This is a genomic window from Maribacter sp. 4U21 (genome assembly GCF_002742365.1).
Taxonomy (GTDB): domain Bacteria; phylum Bacteroidota; class Bacteroidia; order Flavobacteriales; family Flavobacteriaceae; genus Maribacter.
The window spans coordinates 1-22,412 of the sequence record NZ_MDGN01000051.1 but is presented as its reverse complement, the minus strand read 5'-3'; the positions used below and the strand labels follow the sequence as shown (position 1 = coordinate 22,412).

Below are 22,412 nucleotides of genomic sequence, written 5' to 3'. Positions count from 1 at the left end.
GTTAACTTCTAAACCATTAAACTTTATAAACTTTCGTTTAGAATAATTTCCAATGCCGTTTTTTTGTTAATTACCTCTACCATACTTTGTAAATAACCTTGTTGCGCATCATAGAGTTGTGTCTGTGCCTGGCGAAGTTCAAAACTACTTGCAAGACCTTCTGCGTATTTAATCTGATTTTTATTTTCTATGCGCTCCGCTAGGTTAAGGTTATTCTTTGATGTTTGATATTGTTCTATGGCCAAAGTGTAATTACTTTTTGCAGTCTGTAACTGAAGACGTATCTGTTGCTCCGCCTCCGTGAGCTGCGTCTTGGCTTTTTCCAGGGCTATTTTGGCTCTAGCCGTGCTGGCACTTCTTTTTCCTGAACTGAAAATGGGAATGCTCAGGTCTACGCCAACCGTAGAAAATTCAAACCATTGTTGTCCGTTATCAAAAAAAGAGAAATCCTCTCCAAAAGATAGACCACCGTAAGAGGCAAATGCGTTAAGCGTTGGTAAGGCCCTGCTTTTGGCGAGTTTCCATTCAAAATACCGCTGTTCGTTAAGATTGGTAATTAATTTATAATCGACATTATTTTCAATAGTCAATTCACTTTCTAAAAGATTAAAATCTATTTGAGTTTGCGTAAGATTGTCTAAATTTTCCTCTAATCGGGTAGGTGCATCTAACTCGATTCCCATCACCAAATTGAGCATTTGAAGGGTAATTTCCTCCAAGCGCATGGCATTTTTCAATTGGTTGTCTATTGAGGATAGCGTAATTTGTAACTGCTCAACGCTTTCTTCATCTCCTAAGCCATTTTCGTAGATTTTTGTGGTCTCAAAAAGTGTTTTTTCCAATGTTTCCTTATTCTTTTGTAGAATTAGCACACTTTCTTGAGATAACAATACATTGCCGTAGGCCTCCACTACGGCCTTTCTTACTTCCTGTTCTGTCTTTTCTTTGTTATTGGCGCTATAACTTAAAAAGGATTTGGTTGCCTGTACGCCCACAATGTAGGATCCATCAAAAAGTTGTTGTCTTAATGTTGCTGCGGCATTGACCTGTTGCGGCTGACCAAAGACTACTTCTACGAAGGTGCCGGGCTCACCACCTGCAATTTCCCCGGGTAGTTGCACCACCTGCTGAATTAATTGATTCTGATAATTAACAGCACCTGTAATCTGCGGAAGCCCGGTGGCTATGGTCTCCCATTTCTGTTTTTTAGCGGCCAACACATCGCGATCCGCATTGATGGCACTATAATTATTCTCAAGTGCAAAGCTTATCGCTTCTTGAAGTGTAAAACTATAGGTCTTTTCTTGGGCAAAAGACCAACTACCTATGCACAATGCCAGTATTAGTAATCTGATTGGTTGCATTTATTCTTGGTTTGAATTGATGATTTTATTTAATGTTTTCCTTCCCTTAGGAGTTACTATTCCTCGTAAATGATACTCTAGATAATCATCCATTAATTGAGCGATTGGAAATTTATTCAATGGAAACAATTTTTGATCTTTTATACTAGTTACTCCAGAGAAATAGATTCTGGAAACAAATTCCACGTTCAGATTTTCCCTGTATATTCCCAAACCAATACCCCTGTTTACATTGTCTACGACGCAATCTTGCATCATTTCAAAATGCTTTTTCTTTAAGGCTAAATGTGTTTCCGGATAATACTTTTGAAGCTGATATTCTGGTGAGGATTTCTCACCTTTAAGGTGCAGCATAACAAACTTTTTAATTTCGTAAAGCTCTTCAATCGGATTTTTTTTCAACGCTATTATGGCATCAATACCGGTGCGTATAAACTCAAAGAGATGAAGTGTACATTGTTGTACTAAGTTTGTCTTATTATCATAATGACTATAAATAGTTTTTTTTGAAATACCCATTTCCGCAGCCAGATCATCCATAGTCACACTTTTGAAACCTTGTTCCAAGAATAGTTCAGTTGCCTTAATTAAAATGTTTTCTTTCATAGCGAAAGCAAATGTACGTCAGGAAACTTTAAAAACATTAAAAGTTTCCTGAGTTTTACACTTTTTTAACACATTCTTAATTGTATGGTCACACTTTTTTATCGGTAATCGTTCTACCATCTGATTTTTCTTGCAGGCTTGCCGTATATGCGGATTTAGCATTAAGACTCCAGTAAAATGGTCTGGTTGGATATTTGTACTTTCTCTTATCTAAATTATTTTTCGCTGCGCTCATTATTCCTCTTTTTTAATTCTTTCTAAATAATTATTGTAAGCTTCCTCGCCTTCCGCTTTCCAGAATTCATCATAGTGTTGCCACTCTGAAAAATCTCTTCGTAGTGATACACATTTTTTAGAACTAGAGCGGGTCTTGGATTTACTACTGCTCCTAGGTCCTTCTCCACCGCCAAAACCAAAAATTATTTTGGCTAAGATTAAAATACCTACCGCTTGCCAATACCCAACTGTAGGCAGGCCAAAAAGTTCTGGCATGAGCCAATTCCATAAGCGCATAACTACATACCCTACCAAAAAGGCAATTGCTAACCCAAGCACTATAAAGAATAGTACTTTACAGATTTTGACTACGTAATATTTTACTTTGTTCTCTACTTGCCTTTCTAAATGATCTTTGTACTCCATATCTTATTTTTTTATTGTTTCATTTCTAAATGTTTTACTAATAATGCTATTGCCCTGTGTCTTCTAGACATCAGTGTTCCTTGAGGAATTCCTGTCTCTTCTGAAATTTCTCTGTAGGTATATCCTTCAAAATCAACCGCCAGTATAATATCTCTGTAAGGCGGTTTTAAGGCGGTTATCGCTTGCTTCAACTTTTCCCTTAACCGCTCTGAATATGCCATCGTTGGGCCTTCATAGAACATTGCGGTGAAATCCGTCCAAAGTCGCTCAATGTCTTTCTCATCGTTAATGCTTTCTTTTTTAGTTCGCATAATGTCGATAATCCTATTTTTAACGGCATTGTAAACAAACCCTCCCACATTTTTAATAGGAATCGCATTGGGTGGTCTTGAAAAAATTCTTAAAGCCACGTCTTGTATGATATCTTCAGCATCACTTTCCGTAGTGTGCTCAATTTTAGAGCGCACATATCTTTTTAAAGACTGGTATTCGTCTCTAAAAAAATCATTCAGGTTGTTATTATCTTGTTTCTCAGAAACCATTGACGGTTTTTAAAGCGATCCTTATTAGTAAAGACGACGAATTAAAAATCTATTGCATTTTTTCTATCTATTTTCTTTATATCATTTGACGGTTATATGAACTATTTGTAACAATGGATGTATTTTTGAAAAAAATTCGACTATGCTCTCCATAGAAAAGTATCGTAATGATTTTATCTCTTATTTGGAATCCAAAACGGAGACAAAGGAGCCAAAAAACCTTTATGCGCCTATCACCTATATCTTACAATTAGGTGGTAAACGCTTGAGACCGGTATTGGTTTTATTAACCGCACAGCTCTTTGAAAAGGATCATACCGATGCTTTGGACGCTGCATTGGCTATTGAAGTGTTCCATAATTTTTCATTGGTACATGATGATATTATGGATGATGCCCCCAAAAGACGTGGTAAACCCACGGTTCATGAAAAATGGGACACAAATACGGGCATTTTATCCGGAGATGCTATGCTAATTATGGCGTATCAACTATTTGAAAATTATGAAGTTCATATTTTCAAAGATTTAGCAAAATTATTCAGTAAAACAGCTTTAGAAGTTTGTGAAGGCCAACAGTACGATGTTGATTTTGAAACCAGGGAAGATGTTACCCTTGAAGAGTATCTTAAGATGATAAAATACAAAACTGCTGTTTTAGTAGCGGCTGCCATGAAAATGGGAGCTATTGTTGCCGAAGCCTCAGAAAAGTCTCAAGAAGTACTGTATGCTTTTGGTTTGAATCTAGGGATTGCTTTTCAATTACAGGATGATTATTTGGATGTGTACGGCGACCCTTTAACCTTTGGGAAACAAGTTGGGGGAGATATTATAGAAAACAAAAAGACCTATCTCTTTATCAAGGCAATGGAGGCAGGCACCGTAAGTAACCGAAAACAACTTATGGACCTCTACTCCATACAACCTAAAGAAACGGACAGTAAAGTAAAAGCGGTTAGAACAATTTTCAGCGAAAGTGGAGCAGCCACTGCTACCCAAGACGCTATCGTAAGCTATACCAAAAAAGCTTTTGCGGTATTAGAGAGTTTAGAGTTAACACAAGAAAAAAAGGATATTCTCAGAGCTTTTGGTGAGAATCTTATGCGAAGAACTGTTTAGAATAAGCGTTTTATCAAAGCAGTCGTAAATGGTATTTTAGGACAACCTAAAATGTAGTAGATGTCTTCCATGACGCTAGTATCTTCGTCTAAGAATTTAAAGATCAATTGAGGATTCCTTTCCTTAAAGAGTTTTTGGAATATTAAATGTCCGCTTTCATTCTTGCTATGAAGTACGTCTAGAAGAAGTAGGTCGTAATACCAAAAGCGATTCTTAAAATCTAATTCCTTTAACGGCCTGCCGGTTTTTAAGAAGGTTATAAGTTGTGGAATTTTTTTTGAGGTACTCATAAAGGTATAGCCAGTACTAGGTTTGGCCCATCCGCCGGCGGTACCGATGAACCGAATTTTATCAGTGTGGTGTTCCTTAAAATCGTAACATGTCATGGGTATGCTCCCTTGTTCTTTTTCCAATATTTCGTACACTGAGCAATCTAGATTGTTATGTAGGTACTCCTTTATGGCCTTTTCGTATTCTTCTTTTGGAAGAAGCTTATCAGAGAACAAGGTGTATTCAATAAGTGCCGTGTCATCACTGTAGGGTAGTATGTACATAAACCTGGTATTCCCTTTCTGTGCTATGGAGAAATCCATATAGGTGGCTTGACTAGCGTCAAAAATTGGTTTTTTAGTTTTTACCACCCATCCTATAAAATGCTGTTGAAGTACAGGGTATTTATTCTGCTGGGTCGCCATTTCATAGTCGAAAATGCTATTTAATACTTCCTTGGTCGAATAGGTTTCTGCCGAGGTGTGTACGTACACCTCTTCTTTTTGCTCCTCTATATTGGTAACGCTTTCAGTCTTGAAGGTAATGTTGGGATAGCTTCTTATACGGGCTAAATAGGCAGAATAGAAATCTATACCACGGACCATTTTATAAGTATACGGAGCTATATCATACCGCTTGGAAAAACCCTTTCCTGCGAAAAAAATATGGTCCCATTTCTTATAAACAATAGCGTCGAATGTACCTTCTCCTTTTTCCCAAAAACACCATGTGCGATCATTGGTTTCCTTGGTTTCTTTATCAAGCAATAGAATGGATTTTGTTTCAAAAAAGACATCTTTCCCCATAGCGTCCGCAAGCATAAGACCTGCTGCTCCTGCTCCTATAATGATGTAATCGTATTGTAATTTGGGCATCAATCAAAAATAACAATTAATAGCCTTGTATTTAAAATAAGAATAGGTTATTCAATTTATTCTGTAACGCATACCAAAAAATCCGCGAATACCTTGGTTTGGACCATAAACATAGGAGGAATCAAAGGTAAGGGCATTTGGATTATTAGGTGTGGCAAGGGGGTTGCCGTTGGAATCAAAAGCCACTTCCTTATCAAAAGGGTCGTTTGCTCTGGCTATAATGAAGGGATTGCCTCTGTTAGGGGTCCAGTCCAAAAGATTTTTAATACCTCCGTAAAATTCAAAGTCCGCTAAACCTTTATAGGTGAACTGTATGTTTTGGATACTCCAAACGGGTGAAAAGTCTCTTCGGGGGTCGGTATTCCCTAAAACGGGTAGTCTCATAGGACCATAAAGATTTCCTGTGTAATCTATACTCAGGTCAAGGTTTCTAAACGTGTAACCAATATTCCAGGTTGCAGTATAACTCTCTGTCAAGATTTGCCTTTGTTTAACTCCGCTTTCAGTCTGTGCAACATCTTGAAAGGTAGCCCCAAGTAAAAATTTGAATCCATTTGGGAAGACAACATCAATATTGGCATTAACTCCTTGAGAAACCGATTTTCCATCTAAATTATCGTAAATAATCTGATTGGGGTTGGTGTCGTAATCAGGTAGTATTGCATTGCTAAAGTTGGTATAAAATGCGGAGGCATCCAAACTTATAAACGTTCCGTTATCACCGTATATCTTTTTAAGATAATTTAGGTTAAAGTTGAATGAACGCTCCGGATTTAGTTCTTCCGTTACCACCACTTCCCTTGCCCCGGTCAATGCTGCATGATCTTCCGTAAAAAGATTTACGACCCTAAAACCTGTTCCTGCATTAAACCGGAGAATGTCGTTATCGGTTATTTTCCATCTGTAAGCGGTTCTGGGGGTAAAAATGTTACCGTGTCTTTTGTCATAATCATAGCGCATACCCAATAAAAGGGAATGCTTCTTGGAGAAGGCTATTTCATCTTGTACGAACAGACTAGGAATAACAATTTCATCTGGCTCAATGGTAGCCGTTGTATTGTCGTCGTAGTAGTTATAGCGAAGTGCAGCACCGAATAATACGTCATGATTACCCCATATTTTATCCCAAGTTAGCTGTGTAAAACCAATCCTTTGGTCTGCCAAATACGAAAGGTCTCCATAAACCGAGTTTTGATTATGGTCGTTGTAAGAGAAAGAAAGCATTACTTTTTCGTCTACGGGTAGTTGATATTTTCCAATGATTTCCCATCGGCGGGTATAAATACTTTCCCCATAAACTTCATTTCCTCCTCTAAATGCGGGAGTCCATTGGAGCTCCCCTCCCCATCTATCTTCATAGAAGAAGCGACCGGCTAAGGAGAGAATTCTGGACTTACTCCGCTTAAAGTTCCACTTTTGAAAGATAGAAATACGGTCCTGTAGGGTGAGGTCAGTAAAATTATCCCCGTTATTATCTATGATCTCATCATAGTTGAAATAGTTTACTCCCAGTAACATATCCGTCTTTTGTCCAATCGCTATTTTAGCGCCAACATCCAAGTTGTATTCACCCCAGCCCGTGGCGAAAGCATCGGCAAAAAAATCCGGGGCTTCCAAGGAATTCTTGGTAATGATATTAATGAGTCCACCTACGGCTTCGCTTCCATATAAACTGGAGGCGGGACCCTTAACAATTTCAATCTGATCTATGAGCGAATTTGGTATTCCTGTTAGGCCGTAGACCGTGCCCAGGCCGCTGACAATTGGCATGCCATCAATTAAAACCAAGGTGTATGGACCTTCTAGACCATTAATATGTATATCACCTGTGTTACAAACGTTACAATTAATCTGTGGTCGCACGCCGTTCACATTCTGTAAGGCTTCAAAAATACTTGCGGTAGGATTTTTTTTCAAGAATGTAGGGCTATATACTTCTACGGGGACCGGACTCTCTGAACGTCGTACCGCTTTTAAAGTTCCGGTTACGACCATTTCATCCAATGCTTCCATAGATGGAACAAGTTCAATATCTAAAAGTCTAGTTTGTCCTTTGTTCAGTTCGATATTGGTGCTAAAAGTATGATAACCCAGTACCGAAACGATAATTCTTTGTGTTCCGCTCTCAAGATTATTTAATTGATACGTACCATTCTCGTCAGATGTAGTTCCCGTCTGGGTATTTTTTAAATAAATGTTGGCAAATGGTACGGGTGCTCCCTCGGAGGAAATGGCCCCTAAAATGCTCCCTCTCTGTGCATTACAAAAAGAAGAGAACAGAAATAAAAGAGAAAAATAAAGATATAGCTTTTTGAACACTCTTGAATAATATTTAAATAAATCAAAATATTAATTTAGACAAAGCTAAAAATTTGTTTTTATATATAAAAATGTATTTTAGCATATATTTTAATTTGTGAATGACACTCTCTGAGGAAGACTATATCAAAGGAATTTATCACCTTAGTAAAGGCGAGCAAATTGCGATTTCTACTAACGCAATAGCTAAGCAAATGGATACCAAACCTTCTTCGGTAACAGATATGATCAAAAAGCTATCTGATAAAGACCTTATTTTCTATAAAAAATATAAAGGCGTATCCTTAACCGAACGAGGACGGTTATCCGCATTGTCCATTATTAGGAAACATCGTTTGTGGGAAGTCTTCTTAGTAGAAAAACTAGATTTTGCCTGGGATGAGGTACATGAGGTAGCGGAGCAGCTAGAACATATTAAGAGTGAACAGCTTATTGATAAATTGGAAGGCTATTTGGGAAGCCCAAAAGTTGATCCCCACGGAGATCCTATTCCCTCGAAGGACGGTAGATTTACCAAATCGGTAAAAAAGCTGATTAGTGAACTTCCTATTGGTAGTAAGGGCATTTGTATTGGTGTAAACGATTCTTCAGCGGCCTTTTTAAAATTCTTGGATAAAAATAAGATTGCTCTGGGCGATACCCTGAAAATATTGGACAAAGAGGAATTCGATGGGTCGGTACAATTAGAAACTTCTGAACAAAAACTACGTATTTCCGCTCAAATTGCATCCAATCTATTTTTAGAGATAGTGGAACAAGAGTTGAATAAAAATTAGCGCAAGATTTTATGGAACAGGTAATTAACTATTTTGAATCTATCAACCCAATTTTGGCGGCATTCTATGCAACGCTTTTTACGTGGGGATTGACCGCCCTTGGTGCCAGCCTGGTTTTTTTATTTAAAAATCCCAATAGAGCTGTCATGGATGGTATGCTGGGTTTTACAGGAGGTGTCATGGTAGCCGCTAGTTTCTGGAGTCTTTTGGCTCCGGGAATTGAAATGAGCCCCGGTGAAGGGTTTATAAAAGTAATACCCGCTGCTGTTGGCTTTGCTCTTGGTGCGTTATTCTTGTTTGGATTGGACAAAGTATTACCCCACTTGCATTTGAACTTTAAAGAAAGTGAAGCGGAGGGCGTTAAGACACCGTGGCACAGAACCACCCTATTGACACTTGCTATAACCTTACATAATATTCCGGAGGGTTTGGCGGTAGGGGTTCTCTTTGGTGGGGTAGCGGCCGGCTTTGACGGAGCAAGTATAGGTGGTGCCGTGGCTTTGGCATTGGGTATTGGTCTTCAGAATTTCCCAGAAGGCTTTGCAGTTGCGATGCCCTTGCGCCGACAAGGATTGTCTAGAAGGAGAAGCTTTATGTACGGTCAAGCTTCCGCTATAGTAGAACCAATTGCTGCCGTTATTGGTGCCTGGGCGGTATTGACCTTTCAACCTATATTACCATATGCACTTTCGTTCGCTGCAGGAGCGATGATTTTTGTGGTAGTGGAAGAAGTAATTCCCGAAACACAGCAAGATAAACACTCTGATGTTGCCGTATTGGGCTTTATTGGAGGATTTATAGTGATGATGACCTTAGATGTGGGATTAGGATAATACTTACTTTAAAATGAATTTTTACGAGATATATTATAGCAATGGCGATTATGCTGTCATCCGTCACGGTGGGTGCGCAAATCGAAGTCTTGAATATTCAGAGAGAAATAGATACCAGCGTTTGGAGACCTTTTCAAAAGGCTTTTGAAGCCTTGGACGGTGAGGCTTTAAACAGAACTTATGCGAAAGAGGTATTGCGGGTTACACTAAATGGCATAGATACCAACAATAGTTTTAAGTCTGACAATATAAAGCGTTTTGATAAAAATAGGGAGGATGGAGCCAGTATAACGCTAGATTTTTGGTTTGATAGCAGACACACCAATGAAACAACGTCATATGAAGTTGGTTTTTATAAAATAGGAACCACCTATACGGGAAAAGAACTTAGCTATAATTACGGACAGTTTCATATAGTCATTAAAAAGATTGATGGCCATTGGAAAATTACCCAAGATTGGGATACTACACATATTAATGGTAATAACATCTCCCAAGAAGACTTCCAAAAACAAGAGTTCTTAAAATTTTAGGGTGTATTATTCCTTCAACATACAATAGAAATCCTATCCGACTTATTAGTTGTTCCGCTCAATAGAATCCATCAACTCATACCCTTGGTTAACTCCTTTTTCAAGGGCAGGGACTCCTTTCTCCATCCATACGGGTTTTGGAGCGCCCTTGAGATAGTAATCGAAAAATTGGGCCATTCTTAGGTTAAAATCTTTTCTGTTCTGTAATTTTAATGGCCAATGTGGTTCCCCATTGTAGTTTAGAAACCAAGATGGTTTTCCCAACCTTCTAAGGCTAACGAAGAATTCAATACCTTGATACCAAGGCACATGGCCATCTGCATCGTTATGCATGACCAATAGTGGTGTATTTATTTTATCGATGTTGAAAATTGGGGAGTTTTCTATATAACGCGCTGGGTATTCCCACGGTGTACCTCCGATTCTACTTTGGGTATGTTCGTACTGAAATTGTCTACTAAGCCCTGTCCACCAACGAATACCTCCGTAGGCACTAATCATATTGGGTACGGGAGCACCGGATTCAGCTGCTTTGAAAATATCGGTTTTTGTCACTAAATAGGCAATTTGATACCCTCCCCAGCTATGTCCTTGCACACCAATATTGTCCTTATCTATAAATCCTTTTTCTATAAGGGAAGTTACACCAGGAATGACACAATTATAAGCGCTTTCACCAGGATAACCTACACGATAGACCACATCAGGATTAAATATTATATAGCCTCTACTGGTATAAAAGCTATAGTTAATAGACGATCGCTCCGCTCTGGGTATTCTGTGACGGTGCAGACCGTCCGAACTACGTTCATAAAAATTTACGAGTAAGGGGTATTTCTTGTTCGGGTCAAAATTCTCTGGTTTTATAAGCATTCCGGTTAGCTCTTTACCGTCTAGGGATGTCCAATTGATAAGTTCATTGGTGCCCCAATTATACCCGCTTTGTTGCGGATTGGCATCGCTTAGCACAGTGATATTCTCAAAATCGAAGTCGGTTGTTCTTAGATTCGGGAATTCCTTAAAAGATTCCCTCGTAAATAACAGTTGTTCACTCAAGACAGCCTTTTTAGGATTGGAATACCGATATGGTCCTGATACCAGCTCGGTCAATTTTTGATTCTTTGGGTTGAAAAGTACGTAACCGGAATTCTTGGTAGTTTCATCAAATACCGTAAATAACCATTTCGTATCGGGATTTAAGAAATGTTCTTCTTTGTCCAATTGAACCAAACGGTACCTGGTCTTTGTTTCACGCCCTTTGGTTAATCTATTTCCTTCGCCTGTTTTTGGATTAAATTCCCAGATGTCGTATCTGTCATAAAGTAGAACTGAAGCATCATCTTTTGTAAAGCCGGCCATTCCATAGGCATAAGGGTGGTCTGGGTAATCATGGAATTCATTATAAAAAACCTTGTCTTTTGTTAGTGCTTTATAGATTCCCGATTTCATATCATGAGTAAACCAAGTGGTATCTACCCTGCTGTAACCATAGGCATACTTAGCCTGTGGGCTAAGCTTCATTTGAGCGGATTTTTTGATTTTCCTTACGGTTTCTCCCGTACGGACATCCAGTACGGCATAATCATATTCCTTAAAACCCTTCCATTGACTTTCTAATTCATAAGGTGTTGAGGTGCCTATTAACGCATAAGCAGCATTGCCTTCATCACCCAGTTCACTTTCTGTAAACTCGATATTTGCCAGTTGTACTAGTTTGTTATCTTTTAAATGGATTACGGTTTCAAAGGACCGTATGGTGTCATTTTTTAACTGTAGTTCTTGTACAGTGTACAACCGGGGTTCATTATAGGTCCATACCTCTACGTTCACGATTTCATCATCGGTAAGGGTAGTGTCCTTTATAACAGGAGGTTTTCTTAAACCAAAGAATAATTTGGACTCATCTTTGGAGAAATGTACTTTTCCATCAGATGAAACCAAATAATCCTTAGGGGCACTGGACGAATCAATTAGTTTTTCTGCTTTCTCAGTATCTTTTTTCCATAGAAAAAGTGCATTGGGTCGTATCTGTGCTTTGGTGGTGTCCGCATCTACCACAAAACCAAGATACCGGCCTGTCTCACTAAACTCAAGTTGGAAATATTTGGCGCTTTTTGCCGAGTGAATATTGTTTGTTTCTTCATTCTCCAAATCCATAACAACGACACTCGAGTTACTGTCTTTACCTGGACCCGTAGTACTATAGGCAAACATGTTATCCTTTTTTGAAAAGGTATAGTGCGTTACGAATTTTAAGGTATCCTCCGTATGGTCTTCGAGATTACGTAGCACTATGTGATAGCCATTTTCCTTACTTACGTTCTTTTTTTTAGGCTTTTTCTTTTGGACCGAATCTTTACTTTTTGACGTATTATCAATTTTCACCTCTTCTAGCATGTAGGCCACATAACCGGACCATTTTTCCGGTACTTTGTACGATTTTAGATTCCCTATTTTGGTAAGGCTCTTATTTTCTAGGTTGAAAATTCCTAAAGAATCCTTTGGCAAATTTTTCTTCTCTACCTTTCTGCTTTTCATGGCCCTAAGGCTATCTTTCCAAGGTTTTATTGTAAAGAACAGGTGTTTGGAATCATAACCGAATAGTCCTTGCTTCCCGCGGTCGTACGACAATAATTCCCTTCCGTCAATGTCCTTTATCTTCAGGAAATGGTCCTTTTCTCCCTTTGCCAAAGCGTAAACTACATACTTGCCATTTGGGGCTAATTTCTCTCCTTCAATAGTGCTCCAAAGCTCATAATCGCTGTGGTCCAGCACTTTTTTTGTGCGGAAACAGTCAGGGAAATAAACAGTAGCAGAAAGGGTATTATAATTTTCATAGGGTCTAATTATTTAATGCTTTTAAATATAAAGGGATTATTGGAATAATGTTTGCGTTAGAACCTTAAAAGAACATTTTTAATTATAAGAGTGAGGTGGCAATAGTGTTCTTAAGGTGTCGTTATGATTATAGTACATAGTGATATCTTTGAAGAAATTAAATTACAGTAGGTCAATAGTTAAGAATGGTATGACAAGCAAAAAAAGACATTGGTTTTGGAATTTGGTAATGATTATTACTTTCATCATATGCCTCTCTAGCTTGGTGATGCATTACAAAAATTGGGTAAAATTAGAACCTAATGAAATTCAATTACTTTCTGGATTTTATCGTGTTACTATTCCTTATGCCGACATGGATAGTGTGCTGTTCGTAGAGCGTATACCGCCAATGGAAAGATTGAATGGATTTTCTGCGTTGGAAAAGGAAAAAGGTATTTTTAGAGCATTCAAGGATTCTCTTACAGAAAGTGAAATTCATGTTTTCGTAGATAATATTTCACAACAGAAAATAAAAATAGTCTATAAGGACTCGCTCAAATTGTTCGTAAACCTTAAAGATTCTGTTGAAACATTAAACTTATTTAACCACCTACAAGAAAAAAGTTTGGATGTTACCGTTCCAAACTAGAACAATAGACACTATAATTTATAAATTATTGAAGCTATCAACGCTTCAAATCCCTATGAAAAAAATAATCAGTTCTTTTTTGATTTTAATGGTTTACACCGGTTTTAGCCAACATAATCTTAGCCTTAAGATTGAGGGTGTGCCGTCTAACGCAGGTGCTATTTGTGCCGCTGTCTATAAAGACCACGAATCATTTTTAAAGTTTGATAAGGTCTATAAAATGGGTTCTAAAAAGGCAACAGAAGGGAATACGATTATTCAAATAAACGATATTCCGGAAGGTAACTATGCCGTGGCCATTTTCCATGACGAAAACGGGAATGATGCTTTAGATACCAATATGTTCGGTATTCCCAAAGAAGCCGTAGCCTTTTCAAAAGCAAAAATGAAAATGTTCGGCCCTCCTAGATTTGACGAATGTGCATTCAAAATTGCTGGGAACACTGAAATTACAATAGTGTTAGACTAAGGAATAATTATTAGTCATACGTTGTGATTTTTATGACGCCATTAGCCGCTCTGGTGCCATACTCCGCTGCTGCAGCATCCGAAAGTATTTCTATGGTTTTTACATTAAAACTATCTACCAACTGATTTACAGAATTAAAGGAACTACCAACGATATAGGAATTAAGGATATACAGCGGTTCTTCCGTAGCACTTGCCAAAATAGAATTCGCCGTTTTGTTGATTACCGGCCTTCCGTTTCTGCGAACTATGCCGGGCAACTGTATTACCCTAGTAAGTAGGGAAACGGCACCTCTATTTTTTTCGGTGAGCTCTTGTTCAAGTTCCGATTTGGAAGTATCCTTGGATTTTGAGCTACCGCAGCTGTACAAAATTACCACAGCAATTACGGTTAAAAGTAGTGATACGTTTTTCATTATGGCGGATTATTAGCTTTCTAAATATAATCCATTTTGTTGGGTAATATGTAAATCTTTATCAGGAACTTCGTTATTCAATAATTAAAGGAACTAAACAAGGAATACTATGGTTTTACTTGCACAATGCTTGGGAGCACTTTTTGGATTATTGGCAATAGTTTTTGGCGCGTTCGGAGCGCACGCTTTAAAAAAACGTTTTAACGAGGAACAGTTGAACAGTTTTGAGACTGGGGTCAAATATCAAATGTATCATGCCCTAGTTCTATTGATGCTAGGTTTTAACCTAAACCTGGATACGTCATTGGAAAAATATATGGTGTACTGTTTTATTATCGGGATCCTTCTCTTTTCCTTTAGTATCTATGGACTATGTATTAGTTCCTCAAAAGGGAAGAAATTGAAGTTTTTAGGTCCAATTACTCCCCTTGGAGGATTATTTTTGGTAGTGGGCTGGGCGCTTTTATTGTATTCCTTTATTCGGAACTTGATTTAAAGTCTCTGCTGTTTTAGAAGCACATGTTTTCCTAGGAACTGATTTATAAGCCTAGACCATTTATTTATTGTTTAAAGAAATTACTAAACCCAATGATAAAATAGGCTTTAAAGCAATGTTCTTTTCTTTTAGAATATAAGGGCTTTATTTTTCTGCCGCCACCTCGGAGGTAAATTCTTTTATCGCAGTATTAGGCTCCATAATCGTATACCCTTTCCAGAATTCTGGGTCGTAATTAGCCATGTACTGTGGCAACACCTCGTTAGACTCTTTAAAGTTTTCAAAGGTGGTATCGCTAATTTTCTCGGTATCAAAAACAACGACCTCATAACGATTTAGTCCACCAAAGGCGGCATCGATTTTTAAATGAAGCTCATTTTGCTTTCTTCTTCCTTTTATGTTTTTATTTTTCTCAATGATCTGAACAGGTCTTCTAAAGCCAACCCTGTTTCCTTTTGTTATTTCATAATACTTTAAACCGTATAATCCATCTTCGTCCTTGCCGAACAAGATGCTGCCCTTAGCGAGATATTCATTGATAGAAATGCCCAAGAGCTTAAAGTTTCGGATGGGTTCGGTATTCTCAAAATCCATCTTTACTAGGGCAAAATCATCGGAATCAATATAAAGCTTACCGCGAAATTCTTCTGACCCCTTAGGTTCAAAACGAATAACGTATAATGCTTTCTCACCGATATAGGTAAAGTCTTCCAGTGTAAGTTCAAAACGTCTAGGTTTAAAAAGTACATTGTAGTCGGTATCCTTAAATATGGGAAGATTGCCGTACAGATTCCCTAGCGTTCTACGTTTGTAATTGGCAAAGAATTTTTTCTGATTCTCCTTTTCCTTCTTTTTGTTTTCCAGTTCTTTGTTTAAAGCCGCCACATCTGTGGAATCTACTTCTGCATCAAATAGTTCATCTGCGTCTAACCGAGTGCCGAACAAGCCGGATTTCACCTTAAAATAAGAATCGGTTTTCACGTTTTTCTTAATGATCTCATTAAAACGTTCTTCTAGGTTCTCTATATCTATACGTTTACTCTTGTCATACAGTTCAGAAGCTTTAATCAAGTCTAGTTTCTGTTCGTCATCGTCCTCACTACCATATAAATCGCCTATCATTTCCGTATAATAGGTATCCCTTTTAGGAACCGATCGTATAACACTATCCAAAAAGGGTTTGCTAAACGCAGGTATGGTAGACTCTTTTATGGTATAATCGGTTTTGATGATGGTATTTTCATACGATTCTCTCAAAAACAACCTTTTTTTGGTAAAACCCAGCCTATAGTTTTTTTCTAAGTTTTCCTCGACCAGCTCTATAATCTCTTTAGGGGTGTAATTCTTGTTGGAAACGATAACTTCCTTTAGCTCAATAGCCTTAGGACTGAGATAGATGGAACTTTCTTTGAATTCTTCAATAGGTTTGCCTAGAGACTCATAACCGATACATGATATGAACAAGGAATCCGTTGGCTGTATACCTTTGTCCAACAAAAAAGTAAATTGACCTTCCTCGTTGGTTATAACCCCTTTATTGTTCAATAAAACTGTAGCGTAAGGGATTGGTTTCTGCGTAACGCTGTCCAATATTTTGGAGCTGAGTGTCTGAGCCTGAATAGTTGGGAATGATTGAAAAACGGTCATTATTGCAATTATTGAGGTAAAGGTCTTTCGCATATAATAGGAATAACTTAATTACAAACTAAAGAATAGGTAGGCGTAATACCGGCCTGTTTTTGTTTTTATTAGGATGTATTTATTATTTTTTTGACGAACTAAGTTCGGTTTAAGGAAGACTTCAAAAACGTCTCATTTGTTACGATAAAATTGAAAAACTGCTCATTTAAACCTTAATGACAGCCACAATCATCTTGTCCACATGCTTTGGACTGCTGTTTTTTGGTTCCGAACAAGGATTTGGGAAGGAAGAATTTTTTAAGGATGTACCCAATGGCTATCGCTAAAGTAAGGTAGACCAGTATTTGTTGTAGGATATCCATTTTATTTTAAAAGTTGATAGGCGATTAAAGCTACAATATAAGCAAAAAGACTCATGAAAACGAGCTGACCTGCCGGCCATTTCCAAGAATTGGTTTCACGTTTAACAATGGCCAAGGTGCTCATACACTGCATGGCAAAGGCGTAAAACAATAAAATTGAAATGCCGGTCGCCAAGTTAAAAACCGGCTTTTGAGTTTTTGGGTTTACCTCCGCTGCCATTCTTTGCGTAATGGTGTCCGTGTTTTCCTCTCCACTACCAACACTATATATGGTGGCCAAAGTTCCAACAAACACCTCTCTAGCGGCAAACGAGGTTAAAACGGCAATACCTATTTTCCAATCATAACCCAAAGGTTTTACAAGGGGTTCAATAACCTTGCCTGCGTATCCCATAAAAGAATTTTCGAGCTTAAAACTTGCAATTTCCTGGCTTTTAGCAGCTTTAAAAAGTTCGGTCTTCTTGTTCTCAATAGCATCCGTAAAGTCAACTTTATCTAATTGGTAAGCGTTTTTAGAAATGCTATCGTTCAGCTCTTGTTGGTAAAGCGCTAGTTTCGTTTCCACGTCCGATTGATTAAATGCGGAGAATCCGTCCCTTTCAATACGTTGTTCAACAATCTGTTCGGCGTTTTTGAAATTGTTCGAAATTCCAAAGGAGCCCAAAAACCATAGGATAATTGAAATGGCTAGAATAATTTTACCCGCACCCAATACAAAACTTTTGGTTTTTTCCAATACGGTGTAGGCCACATTTTTGGGCAAGGGGAGCTTATAGTTTGGCATTTCTACTACGAAAAAGGACCTGCTTTTTATTTTTAGGATTTTGTTCAACACTACGGCAGAGAGTATTGCTGCCCCAAAACCTAGGAGGTAAAGCAACATTAAAATCAGGGCCTTATAACTAAGTCCTAAAAAACTTCCTTCTGGAATAACTAGGGCTATGATAATTAAGTAAACGGGTAGCCTGGCAGAACAGGTGGTAAAAGGGGTTACTAAAATAGTGATAAGACGTTCTTTCCAGTTTTCTATGGTCCTGGTGGCCATAACAGCTGGGATGGCGCATGCCGTACCGGATATTAATGGTACTACACTTTTACCACTTAGTCCAAAAGGGCGCATAACGCGGTCCATTAAAAAAACCACCCTACTCATATAGCCGGTCTCTTCCAATAATGATATAAAGAGGAATAGAAATGCAATTTGAGGAATAAAGATTACGATTCCCCCTATACCCGCTAGTATGCCTTCGGCAATAAGGTCCGTGAATACCCCTGTCGGCAAGGTGTTTTTCACCCATTCCGTTGCAGAGGCAAAAAAAGAATCTATCATATCCATGGGATATTCGCTCCACCCATAAATAGCTTGGAAAATAATTAATAGGATTAAGAAGAAAATTAGGTAACCAAAAATCTTGTGGGTAAGTATCTTATCTAAACCGGCCCTAAACCCTTTGGCCGCGTTGACATCAATCTTATAGGTTTCCTTTAAAATGCCGTTGATGTACTGATATCTTAAAATGGTCTCTTTTTGCTGCAATCTTTTGAGCTCGGATTTTGACTTGGTATCAAAAGAAGAGGTGTCCTTAATGAGATTTTTCTCAATAGGCATAAAGTTTACATCTTGGGTGATGACCAACCACAGCTTATACAGGTCTTCGTTCGGGAAAGTATTTTTTAATCCGTCAAAGTAGTCAGGAGCAATAACGGTAGTATCTACAACTGGTCTTTTAGAAAGATTTTTAAAATCGGCGATGAATTCCTTTAATTCAGTAATACCTGTGCCCTTTCTGGTGCTGACCAAAGCAATTCTGGTATCTAGTTTCTCTTCTAGCAAAGGAATGTCTATACTAATGCCTTTACGAGACATTCTATCGGCCATGTTTATGACTAGTATCGTAGGAATTTTAAGGTCTTTTATCTGTGTGAATAGAAGAAGGTTACGTTTTAAATTTTCAACATCCGATACTACCAGGGCAACATCTGGATGGTCTTTATCATTTTTATTCAGTAATAATTCTACCGCCACACTCTCATCCAAAGAGGTGGTGTTAAGACTGTATGTTCCCGGCAAGTCTAAGATATGGGCCTTGACCCCACGGGGAAGCTTACAAATACCTTCTTTTTTCTCAACGGTGATTCCGGGGTAGTTCCCTACCTTTTGATTGAGTCCGGTAAGCTGATTAAAAACCGAAGTTTTTCCCGTATTCGGGTTTCCTATAAGCGCTACATTGATTTGTTTGGCCATAGCTATGCTACTCTTTAATGATTTCTAAGGCAATCTTAAAAGCCATGGATCGTCTGATAGCGATATGCGAACCGTTAACATTAATGTATATGGGATCTTGGAGGGGTGCAACTTGTATCAACTCTACTTCATTGCCGGGCAGGCAGCCCAATTCTAGGAGTTTTATGGGCAACGCGTCCTCTGCGAATTCTTTTATGATTCCTCTCTCCCCCCGCTTTAGATGCCCAACAGTTGTCTCCAATTTTTATTTAGATTCATTTTAAGTAAGGGCAAAAATAAGGGAAAAAACTGAAAGGGAATCTGTAAAAATAAAAAAAGCCCTTTGGATTAACTTAGGGTTTTCTCAAAAATTACTCTAGGTACGATGCTTTCAATAGCGCCAAATCTTCTAGGAGCTCTTCAATGGCATCTTTCTTAGTGCCATCGTAGAAACCACGTATGCGTTTTTCCTTATCTACCAGAATAAAGTTCTCTGTATGTATCATATCGAATGGACCTCCATCACCATCGGTCTTTACCGCTAGATATGATTTTCTGGCCAGTTCATAGATAACTTTTTTATCGCCCGTGACCAAATTCCATTTTGCGTCGTTCACTCCTTTTTCTAAAGCGTATTTTTTTAATTGCGCAACGGAATCTATTTGGGGGGTTACGGTATGGGACAATAATAATACATTGGGGTCGTCCATAATTTGGGCCTGTATATCGGCCATATTTTTTGTCATGATAGGACAGATCGTAGGGCAAGTGGTAAAAAAGAAATCGGCGATATAGATTTTATCCCGGTAATCGGCCTCCGTGATGGTTTTCCCATTTTGGTTGGTAAGCGAAAAGTCCGCGATAGTATGATACTTACGAATATGCTGTATTTCTTCTGGAACCAGTTCCGAATTAACCATTGCCGGAGAATAAACAGGCAGCAGCTTTTTAGGTTTCAGCGCATTATAGAACAAATAGATGATTACCGCTGACAATAATAGAAGTACTATTCCTAAAAATTTAAATCTGCCAAAAAAAGAGCGCATCGTTTTTTTTACAAAGGTACGTTAGGGCTGTGAAGGTTTCAAGCCGTGCGTTGGTAATCGCTGCCAAAATATTCTTAAAATAGACCAAGGGTAGCGAGTTTCTTTTTTTAAGACCCTGTAAAAATGTACTTTTGTCCGATTTAAATTTTAGAAGACACTGATGAGTCCCATTATAATAAAGACGATACAATTTTTTTTAAGCCTGTCCCTGCTTATCGTATTGCATGAACTTGGACATTTTATCCCAGCAAAATTATTTAAGACACGCGTCGAGAAATTCTACTTGTTTTTTGATGTTAAATTTTCCTTGTTCAAAAAGAAAATAGGGGAGACCGTCTATGGTATCGGTTGGTTGCCCTTAGGCGGATATGTAAAAATTGCCGGGATGATTGATGAGAGTATGGACACCGAAGCCATGAAAGAGGAGCCCAAGGAGTGGGAGTTTAGAAGCAAACCGGCCTGGCAACGATTGATAATTATGCTAGGTGGGGTAACGGTAAACTTTATTCTAGCGGTCATCATTTATATAGGAATGGCTTGGTCTTATGGTGAAGAATATATACCTGCGGATAGCCTAAAGGACGGACTTTTAGTTACGGAGAAAAACATAGGCGATAAATTAGGGGTACAGACGGGAGATTTAATACTTGCCATTGATGGTGAGAAAATTGAAAAATTCGGAGCACTTCCTATAGAGATTGTCAATGGCAATACAATGACCATTCAAAGGGATGGTCGCACTTTTGAACAGGAAATCCCGGTGGATTTCATTGCTACTTTGTTAGAGGATGAGGATAAGATTCGTTTCTTAAGTATGCGTACACCGTTCGTCATTAGAGAGGTGCCCAAAGATTCTCAAAACGCCAATATTGGACTACAGGAAAAGGATGCTGTCATAGGTATAAATGGAAACGAGGTACACTACCAAGATGAAATAGTGCCTATTCTCACAGAAAATAAGGGGAAGAAGGTGCAGTTGTCGGTTTTAAGAGATGGGGTAACCATACCTATGGAAGCGGAAGTTTCGGACGAGGGAAAATTAGGGGTAATCGTCGGACTTTCTTCCATGGAAGAATATCAAGAAAAGGGGTATTTTGAAATAGAGACGGTTAAATACTCTTTTCTGGAATCCATACCTGCGGGAATTGATAAAGGCGTAAGCACTTTGTCCGGCTACGTAAAGCAAATGAAGAAAATTTTTAACCCTTCTACAGGTGCTTACAAAGGAGTTGGAGGTTTTGCCGCCATTGGAGGTCTTTTTCCGGATTCTTGGAACTGGCCTGCATTTTGGAGCGCAACGGCCTTTATATCTATTATCTTAGCCTTTATGAACATCCTACCGATACCTGCGTTAGATGGGGGCCATGTGATGTTTCTTTTGTATGAAATAATATCGGGAAGAAAGCCAAGCGATAAGTTTTTGGAGTATGCGCAGATGACAGGATTCTTTCTTTTAATTGCCTTGTTATTGTTTGCGAACGGTAATGATGTCTATAAATGGCTTTTTAAATAGAAAAAGCGGTTTTTTTTGTTTGGCGAGTTTTAAAAAACGATTATATTTGCAGCCGCTTTGAGTGATTAAAGCGGGTTATTTTCCTCCTTAGCTCAGTTGGTTAGAGCATCTGACTGTTAATCAGAGGGTCCTTGGTTCGAGCCCAAGAGGGGGAGCATTGAAAATCAAAGGTTTGCAGAAATGTAAACCTTTTTTTATTTTCCCTTGTAACACATTTGTAACGCAAAAGTAATTTTAGCCTAGTTGTTTTATTCTTTCTTTTCCAAATTTATAGCCTAAATTAGTAGCAAAACGGCTATTCAAATGAAAAATTTAATTATCCTTATCACAACCTTAATTGCGTTTCAAAACTTGCATAGTCAAATATCTATACAGGGTCAAATTGATGAGCCTATTTTAATTGGCTGCCATTGGAAACCTAAAATTAACCAAACTTGTCTTTATAAATCAGCATCTGAAAAAGACTATTACTTTTTTAAATTTACCAATGCGGAATTTGCAAGAATTGATGATACTAGGATAGTTGGATTTAATGCTAGTAAGGAAGAATTAGAATTATTATACCAAGCTGCACTTGATGTTTATGAGAAGGGAAATACTTTAACTTTGAAAGTAGGTGAATATGATTTAATGTTAGTTAAAGAAAAGTGGCTGTCTTTCCATTTTAGTAAAAAAGGGGAGATTGATTCCTATTTTATGGTCAATGAAAAGCAACTTAAAAAACTTTTTGGTAAGTAATCATGATTGTAATAATTTCAACTTAACATTGCACGTTCAATTTCGTGGTATGGTGCAAAAATCGGTCATAGTATACCACCCTCGCCAGATTAAAGTGAACCACCCTTGCCGGGTTAAAGTGAGCCACGTGCGCCGGACGAAAGTGAACCATTAAAAAGTCGA

The 22,412-nt window shown here is 38.2% G+C and carries 23 protein-coding genes and 1 tRNA gene; 10 read left to right on the top strand and 14 right to left on the bottom strand.

Annotation, left to right across the window (positions count from 1 at the left end):
• Nucleotides 1-23 precede the first annotated feature (23 nt).
• The 5 genes from BFP77_RS10425 to BFP77_RS10410 all read right to left on the bottom strand — a co-directional run bounded on the left by BFP77_RS10425 (nucleotide 24) and on the right by BFP77_RS10410 (nucleotide 3,154).
• Nucleotides 24-1,364 carry a TolC family protein gene (locus BFP77_RS10425; protein WP_099573970.1) on the bottom strand — a complete coding sequence of 447 codons (1,341 nt, stop codon included), beginning with the start codon at nucleotides 1,362-1,364 and terminating at the stop codon, nucleotides 24-26.
• Nucleotides 1,365-1,970, bottom strand: coding sequence for a TetR/AcrR family transcriptional regulator (locus BFP77_RS10420; RefSeq protein ID WP_099573969.1), 606 nt, complete (start codon nucleotides 1,968-1,970; stop codon nucleotides 1,365-1,367). It lies immediately after the preceding gene.
• Between the two features lie 88 nt (nucleotides 1,971-2,058).
• Nucleotides 2,059-2,205 (bottom strand): hypothetical protein, encoded by a 147-nt coding sequence (locus BFP77_RS16995; protein WP_180272340.1) that lies wholly within the window; start codon nucleotides 2,203-2,205, stop codon nucleotides 2,059-2,061.
• Nucleotides 2,205-2,612: a hypothetical protein gene (locus BFP77_RS10415; RefSeq protein WP_099573968.1), complete on the bottom strand. Its 408-nt coding sequence runs from the start codon at nucleotides 2,610-2,612 to the stop codon at nucleotides 2,205-2,207. The genes BFP77_RS16995 and BFP77_RS10415 overlap by 1 nt, the downstream gene beginning before the upstream one ends.
• Nucleotides 2,613-2,623: 11 nt before the next feature.
• Nucleotides 2,624-3,154, bottom strand: a complete 531-nt coding sequence (locus tag BFP77_RS10410; RefSeq protein WP_099573967.1) for an RNA polymerase sigma factor — start codon at nucleotides 3,152-3,154, stop codon at nucleotides 2,624-2,626.
• A 142-nt stretch (nucleotides 3,155-3,296) separates the two neighbouring features.
• Between BFP77_RS10410 and BFP77_RS10405 the strand changes: the two genes are divergently transcribed.
• Nucleotides 3,297-4,271, top strand: coding sequence for a polyprenyl synthetase family protein (locus tag BFP77_RS10405; RefSeq protein ID WP_099573966.1), 975 nt, complete (start codon nucleotides 3,297-3,299; stop codon nucleotides 4,269-4,271).
• On the opposite strand, the gene BFP77_RS10400 is transcribed toward BFP77_RS10405, so the two are convergent.
• Together BFP77_RS10400 and BFP77_RS10395 are read right to left on the bottom strand one after the other, a co-directional pair.
• Complete coding sequence (locus BFP77_RS10400; RefSeq protein WP_099573965.1) at nucleotides 4,268-5,416, bottom strand: lycopene cyclase family protein; 1,149 nt, start codon at nucleotides 5,414-5,416, stop codon at nucleotides 4,268-4,270. The genes BFP77_RS10405 and BFP77_RS10400 overlap by 4 nt on opposite strands.
• A gap of 51 nt (nucleotides 5,417-5,467) precedes the next feature.
• Nucleotides 5,468-7,735, bottom strand: a complete 2,268-nt coding sequence (locus tag BFP77_RS10395) for a TonB-dependent receptor (RefSeq protein WP_099573964.1) — start codon at nucleotides 7,733-7,735, stop codon at nucleotides 5,468-5,470.
• A gap of 101 nt (nucleotides 7,736-7,836) precedes the next feature.
• On the opposite strand from BFP77_RS10395, the gene BFP77_RS10390 reads away from it, so the two are divergent.
• The 3 genes from BFP77_RS10390 to BFP77_RS10380 are packed head-to-tail and all read left to right on the top strand — an operon-like array spanning nucleotide 7,837 to nucleotide 9,877.
• Nucleotides 7,837-8,511, top strand: coding sequence for a metal-dependent transcriptional regulator (locus BFP77_RS10390; protein ID WP_099573963.1), 675 nt, complete (start codon nucleotides 7,837-7,839; stop codon nucleotides 8,509-8,511).
• Nucleotides 8,512-8,522: 11 nt separating this feature from the next.
• Nucleotides 8,523-9,344, top strand: coding sequence for a ZIP family metal transporter (locus BFP77_RS10385; protein ID WP_099573962.1), 822 nt, complete (start codon nucleotides 8,523-8,525; stop codon nucleotides 9,342-9,344).
• 50 nt (nucleotides 9,345-9,394) lie between these two features.
• A complete protein-coding gene (locus tag BFP77_RS10380) occupies nucleotides 9,395-9,877 on the top strand; it encodes a nuclear transport factor 2 family protein (RefSeq protein WP_143751894.1) in 483 nt (160 codons plus the stop codon).
• Nucleotides 9,878-9,922: 45 nt separating this feature from the next.
• Here the strand turns inward: BFP77_RS10380 and BFP77_RS10375 are convergent, their stop codons facing one another.
• On the bottom strand, nucleotides 9,923-12,652 hold the full coding sequence (locus tag BFP77_RS10375; protein WP_099573960.1) for an alpha/beta hydrolase family protein: 2,730 nt from the start codon (nucleotides 12,650-12,652) through the stop codon (nucleotides 9,923-9,925).
• Nucleotides 12,653-12,905: 253 nt separating this feature from the next.
• Here BFP77_RS10375 and BFP77_RS10370 point away from each other — a divergent pair, with 253 nt between their 5' ends.
• Complete coding sequence (locus BFP77_RS10370; RefSeq protein WP_099573959.1) at nucleotides 12,906-13,346, top strand: hypothetical protein; 441 nt, start codon at nucleotides 12,906-12,908, stop codon at nucleotides 13,344-13,346.
• Between the two features lie 55 nt (nucleotides 13,347-13,401).
• The gene (locus BFP77_RS10365) at nucleotides 13,402-13,815 is read left to right on the top strand and encodes a DUF2141 domain-containing protein (protein WP_099573958.1); all 414 of its coding nucleotides are present in this window, start codon (nucleotides 13,402-13,404) and stop codon (nucleotides 13,813-13,815) included.
• Nucleotides 13,816-13,825: 10 nt separating this feature from the next.
• On the opposite strand, the gene BFP77_RS10360 is transcribed toward BFP77_RS10365, so the two are convergent.
• Nucleotides 13,826-14,230 carry a TonB-dependent receptor gene (locus BFP77_RS10360; protein WP_099573957.1) on the bottom strand — a complete coding sequence of 135 codons (405 nt, stop codon included), beginning with the start codon at nucleotides 14,228-14,230 and terminating at the stop codon, nucleotides 13,826-13,828.
• 109 nt (nucleotides 14,231-14,339) lie between these two features.
• Between BFP77_RS10360 and BFP77_RS10355 the strand changes: the two genes are divergently transcribed.
• Entirely contained in the window at nucleotides 14,340-14,726 is a 387-nt protein-coding gene (locus tag BFP77_RS10355) for a DUF423 domain-containing protein (RefSeq protein WP_099573956.1), read from the top strand.
• Between the two features lie 144 nt (nucleotides 14,727-14,870).
• Here the strand turns inward: BFP77_RS10355 and BFP77_RS10350 are convergent, their stop codons facing one another.
• The 5 genes from BFP77_RS10350 to BFP77_RS10335 form a co-directional block, all read right to left on the bottom strand.
• Entirely contained in the window at nucleotides 14,871-16,373 is a 1,503-nt protein-coding gene (locus BFP77_RS10350; RefSeq protein ID WP_099574024.1) for a carboxypeptidase-like regulatory domain-containing protein, read from the bottom strand.
• A gap of 206 nt (nucleotides 16,374-16,579) precedes the next feature.
• Nucleotides 16,580-16,729: a hypothetical protein gene (locus BFP77_RS16990; protein ID WP_164721458.1), complete on the bottom strand. Its 150-nt coding sequence runs from the start codon at nucleotides 16,727-16,729 to the stop codon at nucleotides 16,580-16,582.
• A gap of 1 nt (nucleotide 16,730) precedes the next feature.
• Nucleotides 16,731-18,974, bottom strand: coding sequence for a ferrous iron transport protein B (feoB, locus tag BFP77_RS10345; protein ID WP_099573955.1), 2,244 nt, complete (start codon nucleotides 18,972-18,974; stop codon nucleotides 16,731-16,733).
• A 7-nt stretch (nucleotides 18,975-18,981) separates the two neighbouring features.
• A complete protein-coding gene (locus BFP77_RS10340) occupies nucleotides 18,982-19,215 on the bottom strand; it encodes a FeoA family protein (protein WP_099573954.1) in 234 nt (77 codons plus the stop codon).
• A gap of 109 nt (nucleotides 19,216-19,324) precedes the next feature.
• Nucleotides 19,325-19,999: an SCO family protein gene (locus tag BFP77_RS10335; RefSeq protein WP_099573953.1), complete on the bottom strand. Its 675-nt coding sequence runs from the start codon at nucleotides 19,997-19,999 to the stop codon at nucleotides 19,325-19,327.
• Between the two features lie 160 nt (nucleotides 20,000-20,159).
• On the opposite strand from BFP77_RS10335, the gene rseP reads away from it, so the two are divergent.
• The 3 genes from rseP to BFP77_RS10320 all read left to right on the top strand — a co-directional run bounded on the left by rseP (nucleotide 20,160) and on the right by BFP77_RS10320 (nucleotide 22,250).
• The gene (gene rseP, locus BFP77_RS10330; RefSeq protein WP_099573952.1) at nucleotides 20,160-21,512 is read left to right on the top strand and encodes an RIP metalloprotease RseP; all 1,353 of its coding nucleotides are present in this window, start codon (nucleotides 20,160-20,162) and stop codon (nucleotides 21,510-21,512) included.
• Nucleotides 21,513-21,593: 81 nt separating this feature from the next.
• A tRNA-Asn gene (locus BFP77_RS10325) sits at nucleotides 21,594-21,667 on the top strand.
• Nucleotides 21,668-21,815: 148 nt separating this feature from the next.
• Nucleotides 21,816-22,250 (top strand): hypothetical protein, encoded by a 435-nt coding sequence (locus BFP77_RS10320; RefSeq protein WP_099573951.1) that lies wholly within the window; start codon nucleotides 21,816-21,818, stop codon nucleotides 22,248-22,250.
• The last annotated feature ends 162 nt before the right edge of the window (nucleotides 22,251-22,412 follow it).